11 protein-coding genes are annotated in these 19,130 nt (G+C 61.3%); 5 read left to right on the top strand and 6 right to left on the bottom strand.

Features of this window, described 5'->3' with window-relative positions:
* Position 1: 1 nt before the first annotated feature.
* From WDM24_RS15210 to WDM24_RS15200, 3 genes are all read right to left on the bottom strand, one after another.
* Positions 2–508 (bottom strand): A24 family peptidase, encoded by a 507-nt coding sequence (locus tag WDM24_RS15210; protein ID WP_338831737.1) that lies wholly within the window; start codon positions 506–508, stop codon positions 2–4.
* Positions 509–574: 66 nt separating this feature from the next.
* Positions 575–784 carry a hypothetical protein gene (locus WDM24_RS15205; protein ID WP_338831736.1) on the bottom strand — a complete coding sequence of 70 codons (210 nt, stop codon included), beginning with the start codon at positions 782–784 and terminating at the stop codon, positions 575–577.
* A gap of 128 nt (positions 785–912) precedes the next feature.
* Entirely contained in the window at positions 913–1,122 is a 210-nt protein-coding gene (locus tag WDM24_RS15200; RefSeq protein WP_338831735.1) for a hypothetical protein, read from the bottom strand.
* A gap of 500 nt (positions 1,123–1,622) precedes the next feature.
* On the opposite strand from WDM24_RS15200, the gene WDM24_RS15195 reads away from it, so the two are divergent.
* The 5 genes from WDM24_RS15195 to WDM24_RS15175 all read left to right on the top strand — a co-directional run bounded on the left by WDM24_RS15195 (position 1,623) and on the right by WDM24_RS15175 (position 5,549).
* The gene (locus WDM24_RS15195) at positions 1,623–1,805 is read left to right on the top strand and encodes a hypothetical protein (RefSeq protein ID WP_338831734.1); all 183 of its coding nucleotides are present in this window, start codon (positions 1,623–1,625) and stop codon (positions 1,803–1,805) included.
* Between the two features lie 621 nt (positions 1,806–2,426).
* A protein-coding gene (locus tag WDM24_RS15190) for an IS630 family transposase (protein WP_414645651.1) occupies positions 2,427–3,373 on the top strand; the annotation gives its coding sequence in 2 pieces (ribosomal slippage) (positions 2,427–2,775 and positions 2,775–3,373; 948 coding nt in all).
* 60 nt (positions 3,374–3,433) lie between these two features.
* A complete protein-coding gene (locus WDM24_RS15185; RefSeq protein WP_414645721.1) occupies positions 3,434–4,594 on the top strand; it encodes a DUF7305 domain-containing protein in 1,161 nt (386 codons plus the stop codon).
* Positions 4,591–5,169 carry a TadE/TadG family type IV pilus assembly protein gene (locus WDM24_RS15180; RefSeq protein ID WP_338831733.1) on the top strand — a complete coding sequence of 193 codons (579 nt, stop codon included), beginning with the start codon at positions 4,591–4,593 and terminating at the stop codon, positions 5,167–5,169. Before WDM24_RS15185 ends, WDM24_RS15180 begins: the two co-directional genes overlap by 4 nt.
* 2 nt (positions 5,170–5,171) lie before the next feature.
* On the top strand, positions 5,172–5,549 hold the full coding sequence (locus WDM24_RS15175; protein ID WP_166294190.1) for a TadE/TadG family type IV pilus assembly protein: 378 nt from the start codon (positions 5,172–5,174) through the stop codon (positions 5,547–5,549).
* An 823-nt stretch (positions 5,550–6,372) separates the two neighbouring features.
* On the opposite strand, the gene WDM24_RS15170 is transcribed toward WDM24_RS15175, so the two are convergent.
* From WDM24_RS15170 to WDM24_RS15160, 3 genes are all read right to left on the bottom strand, one after another.
* On the bottom strand, positions 6,373–7,743 hold the full coding sequence (locus WDM24_RS15170; protein ID WP_338831731.1) for an HlyD family type I secretion periplasmic adaptor subunit: 1,371 nt from the start codon (positions 7,741–7,743) through the stop codon (positions 6,373–6,375).
* A gap of 8 nt (positions 7,744–7,751) precedes the next feature.
* Positions 7,752–9,485: a type I secretion system permease/ATPase gene (locus WDM24_RS15165; protein WP_414645720.1), complete on the bottom strand. Its 1,734-nt coding sequence runs from the start codon at positions 9,483–9,485 to the stop codon at positions 7,752–7,754.
* A gap of 194 nt (positions 9,486–9,679) precedes the next feature.
* Positions 9,680–18,856 carry a VCBS domain-containing protein gene (locus tag WDM24_RS15160; protein ID WP_338831730.1) on the bottom strand — a complete coding sequence of 3,059 codons (9,177 nt, stop codon included), beginning with the start codon at positions 18,854–18,856 and terminating at the stop codon, positions 9,680–9,682.
* Positions 18,857–19,130: the final 274 nt, after the last annotated feature.

The following is a 19,130-nucleotide window of genomic DNA, read 5'->3' as shown; positions in this document are numbered from 1 at the left end:
GTCAAAATCCTTTGCTCAAAATAGTCCAGATACCGCCGCATGCGATGGCGACACCGTAGGGCAGCGGCGCATGTCGCAAATGACGCCAGCGCTCGACCGCGTAGACCCTTCGCACCAGCGACGATCCGGCGGGCGCCAGCTTCGGCTGCGGCAGACGGCGCATCATCAGATGCACCGCGGCCAGAGCGCCACCAGCGAGCGCGGTTACCGTCAGCAGCTCGATCACGCCGGTCAGAGGGAGACCGATTGCCAGGGCAACCAGCAACTTGACATCGCCGCCGCCGATCATTCCGCGCTGGTATATCACTAACAGTGCCAAAAACAGGATTGCGGCGACCGTCAGCGATTGGCCGATCTGCACCGGGCTGGCCAATTGACCGGCGATTCCGAGGAACGCCAGCGCCAGACAAATTTCGTTTCGGATCAACCGTGTCGCGATATCGATCGTTGCGACATACAACAACAATGCGATTTCCAGACACGAGGTCGTGGACGCAATCCAGCTCATGAAAAATTGCCTCAAACGAGACGGGGGCGCGTTGCAACGCCCCCGGCGTCAGACAGTCTCTCTGCCTCAAGCGGCAGTAGTGACCGCGGTGGTGACCGTGCCGATCGCGGTGGTCAGCGCCGCGCCGATGCCACTGGCAGTCGTGGTACCGAAAGCAGCGGCCACTGCAGCGACGATGCAAGCGGCGACGATCACGTACTCGAACGACACAACGCCATCCTTGTCGGAACGGAAAAGTGTCAAGGCTTCTTTCGCTTGAATGTAATATTTCTGCATAGGAGTGAATCCTTGCTCTGACAATGAATGCTGCAAAAAACCGCGGGCGGCACCGTTGGCAGAAAACTGCCAACGGCATCTGGTTGCAGACCCGCCTAGAGGCTGGCCTCTCGGCTACCAGCCGTCGATTAGGCTGCCGTGGTGACCGCGGTCGTGACCTTGCCAATCGCGGTGGTCAGAGCTGCGCCGATGCCGCTGGCAGTCGTGGTGCCGAACGCAGCGGCAACTGCCGCGACGATGCAAGCCGCGACGATCACGTACTCGAACGACACGACGCCGCCCTTGTCCGAGGCGAGACGCTTGAAGGCTTCGGTGGTCTGGATGTAAAACTTGATCATAGGAAAAAATCCCTTTTACGATGAATTTACGCGATATGTTGGCGGGCAATTCCGGTGCCAACTAAGAATTTCTTATAATCTGTCGCGAGAAAACTGTCGATTGGTAATCGTTTATTAACCCTACCGGTGCAACCGCTGACAGCCTCTTTGGCCACGATGCTCCGAACAGAATTCGCGAAATCCCCTTAAATTATAGGGGTTTCGGCATTTCAAGACATTGCAATCTGGCTGCTCCGTGCGAATACGGTGATCGCGCCCCAAGGGCAAATCGAGGGAGATTCTACCCGAACGACGGTCAAAGGCGACGACCTCACAATCCGGTGCCACGGGCTACCGTCGATGGCCGTCCAAGGATCGCCCTCAAAAGCAGCTCCCGGAATCCCCTCCCAGCCGCCCGCAGCTCTCCGGGTTCGATTGTCGCCACTGCGTGACCGCCAGCGGCGGGTCGCGTCCGCCGGCGCGGCCGATAACCTGCCGCGCTCTTCGTCGAGGAGCTGCGAATGAAGCTTCTGGATCAGCACGTTTCGCTCCAGCAGGGACATTATTCTCGCCTGAACCTGCCCTGCCAATGCCTTGCGCAGGGCGTTCTCCCGATCGAGGAGTTCGGGAAACGGAAGCAGCGGCCGTACGAGCTCCGTCGCCCGATGACGCAGGACGCCCTCGCCTCGGCCTGTGCGATCTGATCCGGAAACCGCTGGGGGCATTGCGCGAGCGCCCGTTCAGGTGCGCCGCCTCCTGCTCGATGGCCTGGGGAGCGGCCCCGCAACAGGCCAGCCGGATACGGCACGAGAGTTAACCTTGATCCGTAAGAATACGGGGTCCGACCAGAGCTATATTGAGTCGCCTGAGAGCGGCCGCCTTTCCGCGGCCTACGACACCTCCGTCAACCCTTCGCTTTTCACCACGTCCGCGGGGCGTAATTTCCACGGGAATTGAGGAAGATCTAGCAAACAAACCTGAATTCACCTCGGATTTTGGCTGCAATTGAAGAGCCGTTGCATCTCTTATTCCGGGAAAAATAGGCATTCTCTTAATGGTTTTGCGTCACGCATGAAGCATTGATTTGTGCTTTCCGGTCCTCGTGAATGATCAATGAGGATTGTCGTGGCCGTTTTTTCGATGTTTTTTCATATCCGCCGCCTGCGCTCGGATCAGTGCGGCGCCGTCAGCGTGATCATGGGTGTCCTGCTCGTTCCTCTGATCGGAGCCCTAGAGCATTTTCCGACCGGAAAGAATCGGGTGGGGATTCCCAAAACGGCGCGAGTCAGATTCAAGCTGCATGCTGGCGAGGGAGGCCAGCATGTATGGCCAGGGCGCTTTCGGTTGATCTTCGCCAAAGGGTGGTAGCCGCGATTGACGGTGGCATGTCCTGTCGACAGGCTGCTGAGCGCTTTGGTGTCAGCGCGGCCAGTGCGATCCGCTGGCGCGGTCGCCTCAAGAAAGTTGGCGACATCGTTCCTAAACGCCAGGGCGGTGACCGCAAATCGCAGCGCATCGAAGCGCATTCGCAATTGATTCTGGAGGCGGTGACAGCGAGGCCGGATATCACGCTTGCCGAGTTGCGAGAACTGTTGAAACGTCGTGGAATATCGACTGGCATCGCGTCGCTCTGGCGTTTTTTCCAGCGCAGAAAGATCACACTTAAAAAAAGACAGCGCACGCCGCCGAGCAACGGCGCGGCGATATAAATGCCGCACGTGAGGAGTGGTTCGAAGGGCAAATCGACCTTGACCCTGAGCGTCTCGTCTTCATCGACGAAACCAGCGCCAACACCAAAATGGCGCGGCGTTACGGGCGCTCGCCACGCGGCGAGCGATGTCGTGCAGCTATCCCACACGGACATTGGAAGACGACGACGTTCACCGCTGGATTGCGCTCCGACGGTCTGATCGCGCCGCTTGTTCTGGACGGTCCAATGGATGGCGACGCTTTCCTGGCCTACGTCGAGCAATTGCTCGCCCCATCGCTGCGGCCGGGCGATACCGTTATCATGGACAACTTGCCCGCTCACAAGGTCCATGGCGTTCGAGAGGCCATCCAGGCGGTCGGAGCTAGCCTGCTCTATCTTCCGCCCTACAGTCCAGACTTCAACCCGATTGAAATGGCCTTCTCCAAACTGAAAGCGCTGTTGCGGGCCGCCGCAGCGCGCACCATGCCCGATCTCTGGCAAGCAATCGCCAACGCTCTCAAACGCTTCTCACCCGAGGAATGTCAAAATTATCTCGTCGCGGCTGGTTACGACGCAACGTGATCGGAAAACGCTCTAGGTATCGGCTTTGAGGTTTCGAACTGGTCCATGCGGACGCGCGGCATGCAAAACGCGGCCGATGCGGCGGCTCTCGCGGCTGCGACCAACAACGGCTCAAACTACGATGTCGAAGCCAAGGCGGTCGCGGCGCGATATGGGTTTGTGGACGGTGCCGGCAACATCAGCGTCACCGTCTCCAACGCGGCGACATGTCCGGGCGGCGGCAACAACTGCTATAGTGCGACCATTTCGGGTTCTGTGCCTCTATATCTGTCGCAGGTTGTCGGATACAGAGGTGACGCAACATTAAATGGTGGCCCAGCAAAGCAGATCGGCGCCGCATCGGTTGCAAAACGGCCGAGCACGCCGACGGACTTTTGTTTGCTGGCGCTTGGGCCTCAAGGGATCCGGTCCAACGGCGCACCGAAGGCCAGCATGGCCTGCAACGCGATGTCGAACACGGGGTCGACGTGTAACGGTGGCAATCTCGGGGCACCGATCGGCGCAGCGCACAACACCAATAACGGCTGCGGCGTAACGCAGTATTCGAATGTGCCCGCGGTCTCCGATGCCTATGCCGTGCTCGCCAGCAAAATTCCACCCGACCCCTGCAGCTCCTATCCGCAGGAGCCGACCAAAAAGAAAGATCCGGCGTTACCGGCCAGTAACCAATGGTCCGGATCCCAGTCGCTCGGCGGTACCTTCGTGGTCTGTGGTGACCTCCAACTCGCCGGAAATGTCACCATCGACGCCCCGGCGGGGGCGGTGCTGGTCATCGAGAACGGTCAATTGGACACCAACGGCTACACGTTGGCGACGACCAAGGGTACCGGACTCACGGTGATCTTCTCCGGCGATAATTCGGGTTCATACACTCATGGTCCTACCGGCGGAGGCACGCTCGACATCGCCGCACCGACATCTGGAACCTGGTCGGGCGTCGCCATCTACCAAGATCCGAAGCTAACCAACGGCGTGGATATTTCGGCGGCCGGCAATAGCCCGGCGTGGAATATCACTGGTCTTGTCTATCTGCCGAATTCGAGCGTCACATTGAGCGGCGCCGTCAACAAGGCCGGGTTCGGAAAGTCCTGCTTTGCCCTGGTCGTCAAGGACATCACCGTGAACGGAACAGGGATGATCCTGCCGAATGGCGAATGTATCCCCGCGGGATTGTCGATGCCATCTACGACGATCCCGGGCAGAGCGATGTTGGTCCTATGAAACCGGGACTCCCGACGTGGCTGAGGGCGTCACACAAACCAGCGTTCGGCTTCGCTGATCAGATTAAGGCAATCGCCGCCGACACGCGCGGCGTCGCGGCGGTCGAATTCGGTCTTTTCGTGATCATCCTCGCGGTCGCGCTCGCGAACGTTGCCGACGTATCGTTCTACATCTACCAGCGGATGCAGGTGGAGAACGCCACGCAGGCGGCCGGCCAAGCCGCCTGGAAGAGCTGCGATCTATCCCATCTGCCGGCAACGACGAATTGCCCCGGGCTATCAACGGCCATGCAGAATGCCCTTCAGAGCACGTCCCTGGGGACGCGGGTCTCGATGATATCGGGGTCGCCGTCGGAGGGGTATTACTGCATCAATTCGTTGAACGCGCTGCAATACGTGAGCGACGTCACGTCAAAGCCTGCCGATTGCTCTGCCGCCGGCATGCCAACCTTGCAGCCTGGTGATTACATCGTTGTGCAAACAACGTTTACCTACACGCCATTATTCCCGGGCCTCAGTATCGCCAGCGGTCTCCCGACTCCCCTCACCGGAACGGCAATGATCAGATTAGGCTGACCGTGCGAAAGCTCCTGAAAACTTTGCAGCTCGATCAAGGAGGAACGACAGCGGTCGAATTCGCTCTTATTGCGCCCATTCTGATCGCGCTCCTTGTCGGCACCATCACGCTATGCGTCGGTCTCTTTCTGATTGGCAGCCTCCACTTTGCCGTAGAAGACGGCGCCAGGTGTGCATCAGTCAAAACCACCGTCTGCTCGGATGCCGCGACAACGGTTGCCTACACCAAGAGCCGGTATTTCGGCCCAGATGTATCACCCACCTTCACCTATACCGCTGCTGCTTGCGGCAATTCGGTCAGCGCGTCGGTCAACTATTCAATGAATGTGGGCTCCAGGACATTGGTGATTCCGATCTCGGCGACGGCCTGCTTTCCCTGAGATTGAATCGTTCCGACGTCGCCGGTTAGCATCTAAGAAATGCATGCTCCCGCCTGGACGCGTTGCGTCCGTGCGAGGCCGGGCCTACTCGCCTGAGCGGCGCCGGATGATTGCCCTCCCCGGCCTAATCTAGACTGCTCCGAATCCCCCAACACTGGCGCAGACAGGCTGGAGCTGGTGCGTGTGTTGGCGCGCCGCGTTTCAAATGCGAAATGAGTGCCTGATCTGCCTCAGCATAGCCAGCGTCGCGTCGGTGTACCGACCATGCGTGAGATACTGGTCTACTTGCGATGCTCCCAGCACCACCAATGCGGCTACCGCGAAGCCCTTGATCATAATGGGCCTCCCCTACGAAAGAGACCGCCAACCGGGCTGTCAGAGTTTCTCGTTGTATCGAACCTTGTCGCTGATCGCGACCTACCTGCAACAGCGAATGCTGGCCGAAAACGGTAACGAGAGCCTTAAGGCGAGCGTAGAGCAGAACGTGCTCTTCAACGTACCTGTCTCATCGAACCCGACTGGCCAGCTTGCGCCAGTGATAGCCACGCTTTTCGACGTCCTCCTGAATTCTTTCGCTCACCGATCGCACGGTGCGCTTCTTTTTCCGCCAGTTTCCGCCAAATTTCGAAGGGATGGGAAGTCCACGCCGGATAACCAGCAGATCGTTTTTCCCACCCAAGTATACGTCATACATGAGAGCGCCCTGTTGCAGGGAGCAGCATAGACCTGCACAGCAGCATTATTGGTGGCAGGGGGGCAACAGCGACTTCAAAACAATTAGGCGCCAGGGAACCAGACTGGCCTCAAGGGATCGGTCCAAGACTCACTTCTGCCGGAACGCGTGATTGAACGACATGACAAGCGGCCCGACGATGTAGTCAAACGCGGTTCGCTGGATCGTCGGGATCATCACGGTTGCCGGCATCCCCGGATAAAGGTGAATGTTGGGCATGGTTGACAGCTCGTCCTGGTCGATCCGAACGTAGGCCGTGTAATAGGGATTGTTGGTCTTGGGGTCCGTCAAGCGGTCCGCCGAGACCTGAATGACGTCGCCGTGAATGATCGGAACGATACGCTGCTTGTAAGCCGTCAGGTGAACTTCGGCACGTGTGTTCGGGTGCACGTCGCTGATATCCTCGACCGCCACCTGCGCCTCGATTGTCAGCGAGTCCTCGTCAGGCACGATGTCCAGGATTTTGTCGCCGCGCTGAATCACGCCTCCCATCGAGAACACGCTAAGGCCAACCACCCGTCCGGTATAGGGAGCGCGAATTTCCATCCGGCCCAGCACCGCCTTGGCGTTCATTGCCTTCGGGATGACCTCCAGGAGTCTGGCTTGGGTGTCGCGCAAGTCCTTGGTGACGTCGGTCATCCGGTCGTTGTCGAATTGGGCGATTTGCTGCTCCTGCTCCGCGATCGCCTGGCGCGCCTTGGCGATGTTGGCGTTTGCATCGGCGATCTGGCCTTCGAGACCATACGCCGTCCGCTCCAGCTGCAGGATACGCGGACGGGCGATCAGCCCTCGCTCCACGAGCGGAGCGACGTCCTTGGCCTCCTTGCGAACTGAGTCGATCTGGTTGGTGAACGATTTCACCTGCGCTTCCGCACCAACGATCTGCGATCCCAGTTGGTTGATCTTCTCGCGGACGACGCTTCTTTGCCCTTCGAGCGAGGCTCTGCGGGTGTCGAACTGACTGAGTTGCCCGTTCCAGACGCTCTTGAAGTAGGGATCGTCGGAGCGCGCCTTCAGATCCGGCGGCATGACAAGTTGGGAGCCATGGTCAAGCTCGGTCAGCAGCCGGACTTCCGATGCACGAAGCACGGCATATTGCTGCGTTAGCACTTCATGCTCCGCGCGAGCCTGGGTCTCGTCCAGTACGATCAGCAGGTCGCCGGCGAGCACCTTGTCGCCTTCCCTGACGTGCAATTCCTTGACGATGCCGCCATCGAGGTGCTGGAGGCTCTTGCGGTTGCCGTCGACCTTTACGACCGCATTGGCGACCACCGCCCCGTTGAGCGGCGCGGTCACCGCCCAGGTGCCGATGCCGCCGAAGAAGATGGCAATGATCAGCCACCCCGCTACAGAGACATTGCGAATGGAGTCGTTTGGCATGCCAGCATTGTTCGTGCCCTTTGTCCCGCGCGGCGCGGCTCCGGGGCGCATCGACAGGTCTGTGACATCAAGCAACGTCATGATTTCTCCTAACCGGTCGCTCCCCGAACTGCAGGAACCGGCACAGGCCGCGTGAGGCGCGCCAGGATTTCGCTCCGCGGTCCGAACATCTCGGCCACGCCTTCGCGCAACACCAATATCTTGTCGACCACGCCAATTGTGGCCGGCCGATGGGAAATGATCACCACCGTGGTCCCGCGCTTCTTCAGCTGCGTGATGCAGTCGGCCAGCGCTGCGTCGCCCTCGGCATCAAGGTTCGAGCTCGGCTCATCCAGCACAACCAGGCTCGGATTGCCGTAGACCGCGCGTGCGAGGCCGATGCGTTGGCGGTAACCTCCGGACAGGATCGCGCCACCCTCCCCGACCTGGGTATCGTAGCCATCGACGAGCCGCAGGATCATCTCGTGTACGTCAGCCATTCGCGCCGCCAGAATGATGTCCTTGTCGTCTCCGTCCTTGAACCGACAAATATTGGCGGCCACCGTATCGGCAAACAGCTCGATATCCTGGGGTAGATAGCCAAGATGCTCGCCGAGCGACGACCTGATCCAGCTCGAAACGTCAGACCCGTCGAGGCGAACGGCCCCTGCAGATGGCGCCTGAACGCCGACAATATGACGCGCCAGCGTGGATTTGCCGGCGCCAGAGGGGCCGATAATCCCCAATACTTCACCCGGTTCGATCTGGAAGGTGACGCCGCGCAGAATGGGCTTTGATATTCCAGGCGCGGCAAAAGACAGCGCTTCGACGGAAAGACGGCCTTCGGGCCGTGGCAGCGTCAGTCCTGATTGGCGCGGCGGATTGGCTCCCAACAGCTCGCGCACCCGCAGGAATGCGCCGCGGGCGGAGATGAGGCTGCGCCAGGACCCAACGATCTGTTCAATCGGCTGCAAGGCGCGGCCAAGCAGGATGCTGGCGGCGAACATGGCCCCGGCGGTGGTCATCCGCTCGATCACGAGATAGGCACCGAGACCGAGAATCAAGGATTGCATCGAAAGTCGCAGGAAACGAATCATGCTCTGCATCGTCGCCGCGCGATCACTCGCGGCGACCTGGCGCTCCAGCATTCGGTCGCGGTCCTTACTCCAGCGATTCAGGAGGCCAGCGGTCATCCCCATTGCGCGCACCACTTCGGTGTTGCGCAGGCTCATCTCCGTAAAGCTGTAATTTCGATTTGCCGCCTCGCTGGATTCGGAGAGCGGAGGTTTGACGATCCATTCGTTGAGAAAGGCCATCAGCACCAGAATGATCGAAGATCCCAGTGCAAAAGCGCCCAGGAACGGGTGAAGGCAAAAGATCACCGCGATGTAGATCGGCGACCACGGCAGATCGAAGACAGCGTGAATTCCGGACCCGGTGATGAACTGGCGGAACGTATCGAAATCGCGCAAGAGCTGGCTGCGTGCGCCGCCGATTTTTGCCGAATTGTCGATGATTGCGGTCATCACCCGCGGCGCGATCTTCCGATCGAGGCGGATACTGGTGCGTGTTAGCACGCGAGCGCGTACCGCATCGAGACCCGCGAGCGCCATGAACGCCAGCAACAGCGCAAGCGTCAGCATCAGCAGCGTGATCTCGCTGGCGCTCGAGATCACGCGGTCATAGACCTGCAGCATGTACAGCGGGCCCGCCAAGTAGAGCAAGTTAATGGCCAGGCTGAATATGGCCGCAGTGACAAAATAGCTCTGGCAGGCTTGCAGCGACTGCCGGAATTCGTCCGCTTTTTTACGGAGGATACTCACGCGGAAATTGGCCGGAGCCACCTTCTAGACATGATCGCTGGCCGCCCCTGGGCAGCAGTCGAAAGATTCAATAAATCAATCATCCAATCCCCCCATTTAGCATGGCCGACGGCCACGTTGATAGCCGCCGCCGGCGCAAAACAGGCAGGAGGGTAAACATACGGGCTCGCCTTCTCCCCGCGGCGTCTCTCCCATGGTAAATGCGTTCACGCCCCTCAAGCGATGTGGTGCGGATCATAGGTGATCACCGTGCCGTTCGTGGCGTCGGCCTTCTCGGCAAATCCGGTCGGATCGTATTGACCGAGCAGGACGATGTTCGCGGTGTGAGCGCCGTCCGACACCGTCAAAGTGCCGCCGGTCCCCGCCTGGTTCTCCGTGTAGCTCAACGTGGTGCCCGCGCCGAAGCTGATGCCCTTGATGTCGATGTCGTCATTGCCATCGAGGCCGCTCACCGTGCCGGAGAAGTGGAAGGCATCGTCCAGGATCAGGTGGCCAGCGGCGGTCGTGTCGAAGGTGACGCCTGCCGCCGAGGCTGCCCCGAACTCGATCGTGCCGGCCCCGCTGATCAGCGCATTGCCGCTGCCGGTAACCTCACCCTCTGCCGTGACGGTGCCGCCATTGGCCCAGATCAGGCCGCTGTTGGCCACAGCACTGTCGAGGACAAGCCCACCCGTGCCGGTTGCCTCCAGCGTGCCAGCGTTGGCGATCACGTTGGCGCCGGTGTCAATCACCAAGGCATGGGTTCCGGTGGCATCGATAGTGCCCTCATTGCTCAGGGTCCGGCTGCCCTGCCCGATCTGGCCCGCACCCGAGATCACGTTGTCGACGTTGTCGAGCGTGACGTTCGACATGGTGCCAGCGATGATGTTGTGGTCATCGTCGGAAAGGACCACATGGCCACCGCCGTTGAGCGTGATCCCGGTCTGGATCAGCTGCAGCAGCGTGTCGTCGCCGGAGGCCTGCAGGTCGATCTCGCCGGTGTTGTGGATGACGCCCGACAGCGGCAGCATCGCGCCGTCGCCGATCGTCATCGCGCCCGGATTTTCGACTGTGGGCGTCACGTCGAACTCGAAGTTTGCTGCGGTCAGATCTGCCGTGTGGACGCCGTCGAGCGTGATTGTCTGGCCATCAGCAAGCGTGACCACGGCGTTTCCGTTGGCGTCGTCGGCGGTATGGGCCTGAACGTCGCTGAAGCTCTGCCAGCCGTAGCTGATCAGGTCGATGACGTCCGATGACACTTCGAAGTTGTGCACGACGTCATTGCCGATCGGTTGCGAGAACACGAACGTGTCGTGGCCGCTCGAACCGGTTAGCGTGTCGTCGCCGGACCATGCGAAGATGGGTGAACCGGGATTAAATGTCTCAAGATTACTGGCGATGAATTGCGTGACTGCCGCACCAGTGGGATCGGTCCAATTAACAGTCACATGCAACAGCTCGGCTCCAACCGCCTGCGAAGTCACTGCTACAGAAGCTAGATCGACGTCTTGCAAGGTCCACGTTGATGCGTCCAACTGGGTCCCGCCATTAAGGGATATCGTAGTCGGGACATCAGTTATTGTTACGGAGGCAAGGCCATTCGGATTAATTGTCGTGGTCAGCCCCAAGTTCATCGGACTGCCGACAACCCCCGCAGGGAAACCGGAAAGGACAACGTCCTGGGTAACCAGCCCTGTCGTACCTGCAAGTTCCACGACGATTACGTGAGAATCATTGTCGTTCACCTTATGACTGGAGGTGTCCGTGTTTGCGTAGACAAACGTATTTCCGCCAGACACATGGAACACAACGTTCTTTGCTGCGATCGTGAAATTCCCATTACCAGCGTCTGACGTTTGGAAGGTTGTTAGCCCCAATGCCGAAGCGAAACTTAGAAAATCATGTGTAGCGCCGGTGCCGGTAGTGAAGTTATTGATGATATCGAGCGAACCAGCACTTGAATCGTTTGCGGAGGCATAACGGAACGTATCCTGCCCCGATCCGCCATCAAGAGTGTCGGCACCCGCGCCACCGGTCAGCGTGTCGTTGCCGGCTCCACCGGTCAGCGTGTCGGCGCCAGAGCCACCGATGATGGTGTCGGCCTGGCCCGATCCGATGAGCGTTACCCCGGTCGCATTGCCGGCGTTGGTCAGAGTCCACCCGTTGGCTCCGGTGGCCGCTGACACATTGATGTTGAAGCCCGATGCCGTGATCGACGCCGTACCTGCATTGCTGGTCGCTGCACTCGCTGTCCAGGCTGCCGCTGCCGTCGCATTCGCCGTCGCACCCGACGACACCACCAGGATGTCGGTGCCGCCGGCGCCGAGGTCGGTAATGGTGTCGGTGCCCGCATCCACATTGAACGTGTCTGCACCAGACCCGCCGGTCAGCGTGTCGTTGCCGCCACCGCCAGTCAGCGTGTCGGCACCAGAGCCGCCAATGATGGTGTCGGCCTGAGCCGAGCCGGTGAGCGTCACCGCAGTCGCATTGCCGGCATTGGTCACAGTCCACCCGTTGGCCCCGGTGGCCGCTGACACATTGATGTTGAAGCCCGATGCCGTGATCGAAGCTGTACCCGCATTGCTGGTCGCTGCGCTCGCCGTCCAGGCCGCCGCTGCCGTCGCATTCGCCGTCGCGCCCGACGACACCACCAGGATGTCGGTGCCACCGGCGCCGAGGTCAGTAATGGTGTCGGTGCCCGCATCGACATTGAACGTGTCAGCACCCGCGCCGCCGGTCAGCGTGTCGTTGCCGGCTCCGCCAGTCAGCGTGTCGGCACCAGAGCCACCGATGATGGTATCCGCTCCCGTTGATCCGGTTATCGTGAAACCTTCTGATTGGTTGGCTAGATTGAGCGTCGCAGCCGATGTCAGCGTTACGTTCTCAATGTTCACGATTTGCGAATCGCTGGTGCTGGTGAAGTTCGCTCCTACCTGCAAGGTGTCAGTGCCGGCGCCGCCATCGAGCAGCGTATCGTTCTGTGCCCCCACGATCGTGTCATTACCGGAACCAGCGGTAATGCTATCCGCGCCGGTCGACCCAGTTATCGTGAAGCCCTCGGTTTGGTTTGAAAGATTTATTGTCACCGGATTCGTGAGCAGGACCTTCTCTATGTTCACGATCTGAGCATCGCTCGCGCTGGTGAAATTTTGATCTTCCTGCAGCGTGTCGGTACCGGCGCCACCATCGAGCAGATGATCGTTTGACCCGCCGATAATGGTGTCGTTACCATTACCACCGAAGATCCAGTCGGCACCTACTCCACCTCTCAAGACGTCATTTCCGTCGAGACCATAGATCGCGGTGTCCGAACCGCCCGCGGTGAAACCATCGTCTCCGCTCGTGCCTAGGAAGAGACCGGTGACAGAGGCCGAAAGCACACCGTCGGTGACCTGCAGTATTCCCGAAACCGCCGTAGTTTGAGCCGTTGGCGTCAGGGTAGTTGTACTGCCACCCGTGATCGTCGGGTTTCCGAATGCCGCCGCGAAGGGAGTGGCCAACGAAAGTGTCGGATTGTCTACGTCGCTGGCAACAAAACTGATCGAGTTTGCACTAATCGTGACGTTGCTGACCACGGGCGCGTCATCAACTGGTGTTACTGTGATGGTCGTATTTGCGACGTTGCTGGCATGGTTCGACGCCGAACCGTCATCGACCTGGTAGCTGATGGTGCGGGTCGCGCCCGACGGATTGTCGCTCGAGTTGAAATAGGTCACCGACTCCAGCGCGGCCTGATACTGGGCAACCGTCGCCGCGCCGCTCAGCGTCAAGACGCCGGTCGAGGCGTTGTAGCTGCCGGTGATGCCGTTCTGGCTGGTGAAGCCAAGGACATCTTGGCCAGCGGTGAAATTGGTCGTAATCGATATCGTCGCGCCGGTCAGATTCGTGCTGTCGACGTCGGATACCAGCAGGGCCGTGTCGATCGCGGTCGCCGCCTGGTTCTCGGTGTAGGACAGCGAGCCGCCATTGGCGTTGACGACCGGCGCGTCGTTCGAGCCGGTGATGTTGACGACGATGTCCTGCGAGGCGGTGCCGTCGAACGAGCTCACGGTGAGCGTGTCGGTGACGTGCTGGCCGTCGGTCAGGTGGTCGGCGAGACCCTGGTCGAGCGTGTAGGTCCAGGCCCCCGTGGTGGGGTTGAAGGTGAAGGTGCCGTAGGTGCCGGCGAGCGAGGCCGGGGTTGCGAAATGATCCTCGCCGGTGTCGACGTCGTGCACGGTCAGCTGACCCGATGCGCTCGGATCGCCGGCGCTGGCATTGGCCAGGCCGCCGGCTTCGGTGACCGAGGTGTCCTCGGCCGCCGAGGCGGTGATGGTGGCGTTGTCGTTCGAGCCGGTGATGTTGACGACGATGTCCTGCGAGGCGGTGCCGTCGAACGAGCTCACGGTGAGCGTGTCGGTGACGTGCTGGCCGTCGGTCAGGTGGTCGGCGAGACCCTGGTCGAGCGTGTAGGTCCAGGCCCCCGTGGTGGGGTTGAAGGTGAAGGTGCCGTAGGTGCCGGCGAGCGAGGCCGGGGTTGCGAAATGATCCTCGCCGGTGTCGACGTCGTGCACGGTCAGCTGACCCGATGCGCTCGGATCGCCGGCGCTGGCATTGGCCAGGCCGCCGGCTTCGGTGACCGAGGTGTCCTCGGCCGCCGAGGCGGTGATGGTGGCGTTGTCGTTCGAGCCGGTGATGTTGACGACGATGTCCTGCGAGGCGGTGCCGTCGAACGAGCTCACGGTGAGCGTGTCGGTGACGTGCTGGCCGTCGGTCAGGTGGTCGGCGAGACCCTGGTCGAGCGTGTAGGTCCAGGCCCCCGTGGTGGGGTTGAAGGTGAAGGTGCCGTAGGTGCCGGCGAGCGAGGCCGGGGTTGCGAAATGATCCTCGCCGGTGTCGACGTCGTGCACGGTCAGCTGACCCGATGCGCTCGGATCGCCGGCGCTGGCATTGGCCAGGCCGCCGGCTTCGGTGACCGAGGTGTCCTCGGCCGCCGAGGCGGTGATGGTGGCGTTGTCGTTCGAGCCGGTGATGTTGACGACGATGTCCTGCGAGGCGGTGCCGTCGAACGAGCTCACGGTGAGCGTGTCGGTGACGTGCTGGCCGTCGGTCAGGTGGTCGGCGAGACCCTGGTCGAGCGTGTAGGTCCAGGCCCCCGTGGTGGGGTTGAAGGTGAAGGTGCCGTAGGTGCCGGCGAGCGAGGCCGGGGTTGCGAAATGATCCTCGCCGGTGTCGACGTCGTGCACGGTCAGCTGACCCGATGCGCTCGGATCGCCGGCGCTGGCATTGGCCAGGCCGCCGGCTTCGGTGACCGAGGTGTCCTCGGCCGCCGAGGCGGTGATGGTGGCGTTGTCGTTCGAGCCGGTGATGTTGACGACGATGTCCTGCGAGGCGGTGCCGTCGAACGAGCTCACGGTGAGCGTGTCGGTGACGTGCTGGCCGTCGGTCAGGTGGTCGGCGAGACCCTGGTCGAGCGTGTAGGTCCAGGCCCCCGTGGTGGGGTTGAAGGTGAAGGTGCCGTAGGTGCCGGCGAGCGAGGCCGGGGTTGCGAAATGATCCTCGCCGGTGTCGACGTCGTGCACGGTCAGCTGACCCGATGCGCTCGGATCGCCGGCGCTGGCATTGGCCAGGCCGCCGGCTTCGGTGACCGAGGTGTCCTCGGCCGCCGAGGCGGTGATGGTGGCGTTGTCGTTCGAGCCGGTGATGTTGACGACGATGTCCTGCGAGGCGGTGCCGTCGAACGAGCTCACGGTGAGCGTGTCGGTGACGTGCTGGCCGTCGGTCAGGTGGTCGGCGAGACCCTGGTCGAGCGTGTAGGTCCAGGCCCCCGTGGTGGGGTTGAAGGTGAAGGTGCCGTAGGTGCCGGCGAGCGAGGCCGGGGTTGCGAAATGATCCTCGCCGGTGTCGACGTCGTGCACGGTCAGCTGACCCGATGCGCTCGGATCGCCGGCGCTGGCATTGGCCAGGCCGCCGGCTTCGGTGACCGAGGTGTCCTCGGCCGCCGAGGCGGTGATGGTGGCGTTGTCGTTCGAGCCGGTGATGTTGACGACGATGTCCTGCGAGGCGGTGCCGTCGAACGAGCTCACGGTGAGCGTGTCGGTGACGTGCTGGCCGTCGGTCAGGTGGTCGGCGAGACCCTGGTCGAGCGTGTAGGTCCAGGCCCCCGTGGTGGGGTTGAAGGTGAAGGTGCCGTAGGTGCCGGCGAGCGAGGCCGGGGTTGCGAAATGATCCTCGCCGGTGTCGACGTCGTGCACGGTCAGCTGACCCGATGCGCTCGGATCGCCGGCGCTGGCATTGGCCAGGCCGCCGGCTTCGGTGACCGAGGTGTCCTCGGCCGCCGAGGCGGTGATGGTGGCGTTGTCGTTCGAGCCGGTGATAGTAAAGGTCAGGTCCTGCGTCGCGGAATCGCCGACCTTGACCGCATACGTCACCGTGAGCTGGTCGCCGGCCTTTAGGAAGTCGAGGTTGGCTGCAGTCGGATCCCAGGTCCAGGAGATGTTCTGGGTGCCACCGCCGTTCGACGTGACGCCCGCGCCGAAGCTCAGGTGGTCGAGCGCCGCCTTTAACGCGCTTGCCGCAGAGGCACTGAGCTCGCTGCTCAGTGCATTGCCATTGATCAGCACGGTCGGGCTGACGGCCGACGCCGTCAGGCTGTCGCCGATGTCCTTGTCGCTGAAGGCCAGGCTGCCGGCGATCGGGGCGACGTCCTGCGCCGAGGAATCACCGGTCGATTCCGCAATCGTCGTCGACACCGCCGTGCTGTTCACTGACGTCAGCGTCGTCTGGTCGTTGGTGCCGGTAATGGTGAAGGTCAGGTTCTGGGTCGTGGAGTCCCCGACCTTGATCGCATACGTCACGGTGAGCTGGTCGCCGGCCTTGAGGAAGTCGAGGTTGGCTGCAGTCGGATCCCAGGTCCAGGATATGTTCTGGGTGCCCCCGCCGTTCGAGGTTACGCCGGCGCCGAAACTCAGGTGATCGAGCGCTGACTTAAGCGCTGTCGCATCGACCCCTGCCGGCAACGCGCCGCCATTGAGCGCGATCGTCGGCGCGCCCGCCGATGCCGTCAGGCTGTCGCCGACATCCTTGTCGCTGAAGGCCAGGCTGCCGGCGATCGGGGCGATATCCTGCGTTGAGGAATCACCGGTCGACTCTCCAACTGCAGTTGACACCAAGCCGGTGTTCACGGAGGTCAGCACCGTCTGATCGTTGGTGCCGGTGATCGTGATGATGATGTGCTGCGTGCCGCTGTCGGCGAAGCCGTCATTGACCTTTACGGTATAATCCACCGTGAGCGTCTGGCCCGCTTTCAGGAAGTCGAGGTTGGCCGTCGCGGCGTCATAGGTCCAGGCGATGGTCTTGGTGCCGCCGTCGGCAACCACCGATCCGAGCGACAGCGCGCCCGAGGTCAAGGCGGTCACGACCGCTGCGGGTGCCGTGCCACCGCCACTAACCGTGACGGACGGCGAGCCAACTACGGATGCAGTCAGCGTGTTGCCGGCATCCAGATCGGTCACCGTCAACGTGCCGTGAATGGGCGCAAGGTTCTGGGCGGATGCGTCGGTGAGTTCGGCAACCGTGGTCGGATCGGTTGCGGTAACGCCCGAAAGGACAGGCGCGTGGTTGGGCACCCCGAAAGTCAGCGTCGTCGTGGTAACGAAGCCGTTCTGGTCGAGCGTCGTCAGCGTGAACGTGTCAGTGAGAGAGACGTGGGACGTCACCGTGTAGCTGTAAGTGCCATTGGCATTGACAGTTAGCGTTCCGTCCGCACCGGTCACCGTATAGGAGGTCGGCAGGGTCGCGGTGCCGTCGAGGTACTGCGCGACGGTGAGCGACGGGTCTAGCGTCGTGGCGCCCGAGCCGCTGTTGCCGGCAGCGAGGCCGACGATTTTGAACGTGTCGGTGAAGTTGGTCGAGCTCGTGCCGACCGTGTTGCTGAAGAGATTGAGGCTGTTGAGCGACCCGCTGCTCGAAGTCGCATTCAGCGCCAGGTTGACCGTGCCGGTGTTGACGACCTGAACCTGAAGCGCCTCAAAGCCGTTGACGGATAGGCCGCCTGCGGCAGCGAAGTTGAACGAATAGCTCGCACTGCTCCCCTTATGCGTGGAGAGCCAGGTGGCATAGGCGGTAAGCTGGGACTGTATTACCGCGTATTCATCGGCGGTTACGACGATGCGAAGCGTATCGGTTCCGCCGCCGGCGACATAGGTGTCAACGTCGTTGGCGATGCTATGCAGCGTCGCGGTCGCGCCGCTGCCGGTGACCGTGTAATGGTCCGAGAGCGCATAAATAAAGAGGTCGTTGCCGTTGCCAGAGGTGACGGTGTCGCTGCCGGCTCCCGCCATGATGACGTCGCTGCCGTTGCCGACATTGATGGTGTCGTTCCCGGCGCCGCCATAGATGATATTGCTGCCGTTGCCCGCATTGATGGTATCGGTCCCGTTGCCACCAACGATGACGTTGCTGCCGTTGCCGTCGCTGATGCTGTTGGTGCCGGTGGTGTTGGCCGCATAGATCAGGTTGCCGCCATTGCCATCGCTGATGGTCGCGTTGCTGCCACTGACGATGATGGTGTTGGAGCCGTTGCCGTCGCTGACGGTGTTGTTGTTGCCCGAGACCGTGATGGTATTGGTGCCGTTGCCATCGCTAACGGTATTATTGTTTCCGCTTACCGTAACGGTGTTAGTGCCGTTTCCGTCAGAGACGGTGTTGTTGTTTCCGGTGACCGTGACCGAGTTGGTTCCGTTGCCATCGCTGACCCTATCGTTGCTTCCGGTCACAGTCAGCGTGTTGGTGCTGTTGTTGCCGGAGATCGTGGTGTTGTTGGTGTCCAGCACGCCCGCATAGGCCCTCAACCCGGTGGTCGTAATCGGCGGCGGAGCAAGAGTTGAGCCGTCGAGCGACGAAAGGGCCCAGCTGCCGCCACGTACGGCGGCACCGACGCGCTGGGCCGACGCCACCACCTTGGCGGCGGTTGCGGCCGCGATCGCGTCGATGAAGGCCGCGCCGTACTCACCCTGCGCGACTGCGCAGCTCCACAACCGTAGTTCGCCGCCCTGTGTGATCGCGCTGCCCAGATGCGCCAGATCACGCGCGACACGATCCATGGTGTCAAGCGATAGCAGCCCTGCTGAAAAAGCTATCTCTCCCGGTTGTCCGTGGGCGACAATGTGGATTGCTTCCAGTCCGCTCCTGCCTTTGACCGCTCGCGCCATCTGGCGGACAGCCGGTTCATCATCAGAGAGCAGGATTGCTTCAACATCTGGCCGGATGCCCGCAAGTAGAGTTTCGAGGTCATCGATGCCGCGATCGATGAAGGCGACCTCGCGTTTAAAGCTTACACCCGTGAACACTCCCCATTGGCAATGATTGAGCCGGAACCCCGCGATGGCCGAAATGTTCGAAGAGGTCGACGCAACTTTGGATTGAGCGAGCATGATGCTGTCCTGCAATCGGCTGGTGCTAAAAAAAACGTCTATACGGATGAGATTGCTGCCGGAACGACAGCGCTTTAAACGGGTCGCGCGCGGCGATTGGCGGCGCTCTGTCAGGGCGATGGACCCCCTCGACGCCGGCTGATCAATCAGCACTGGCGGATCGTTCGCTGTGGAAAGCAAGGGCTCGATCGGAAGATCGATTGACGTCGAAGAGTTTGAGCTCGAACGCTCGTGGAAATGCGCTTCAACCTCGGCCCACTTGATCGATGGCTTA

The organism is Bradyrhizobium sp. 27S5 (assembly GCF_037217225.1).
GTDB lineage: Bacteria > Pseudomonadota > Alphaproteobacteria > Rhizobiales > Xanthobacteraceae > Bradyrhizobium > Bradyrhizobium septentrionale.
The sequence above is the reverse complement of the archived record's forward strand: the minus strand, read 5'-3'. Positions and strand labels throughout refer to the sequence as shown.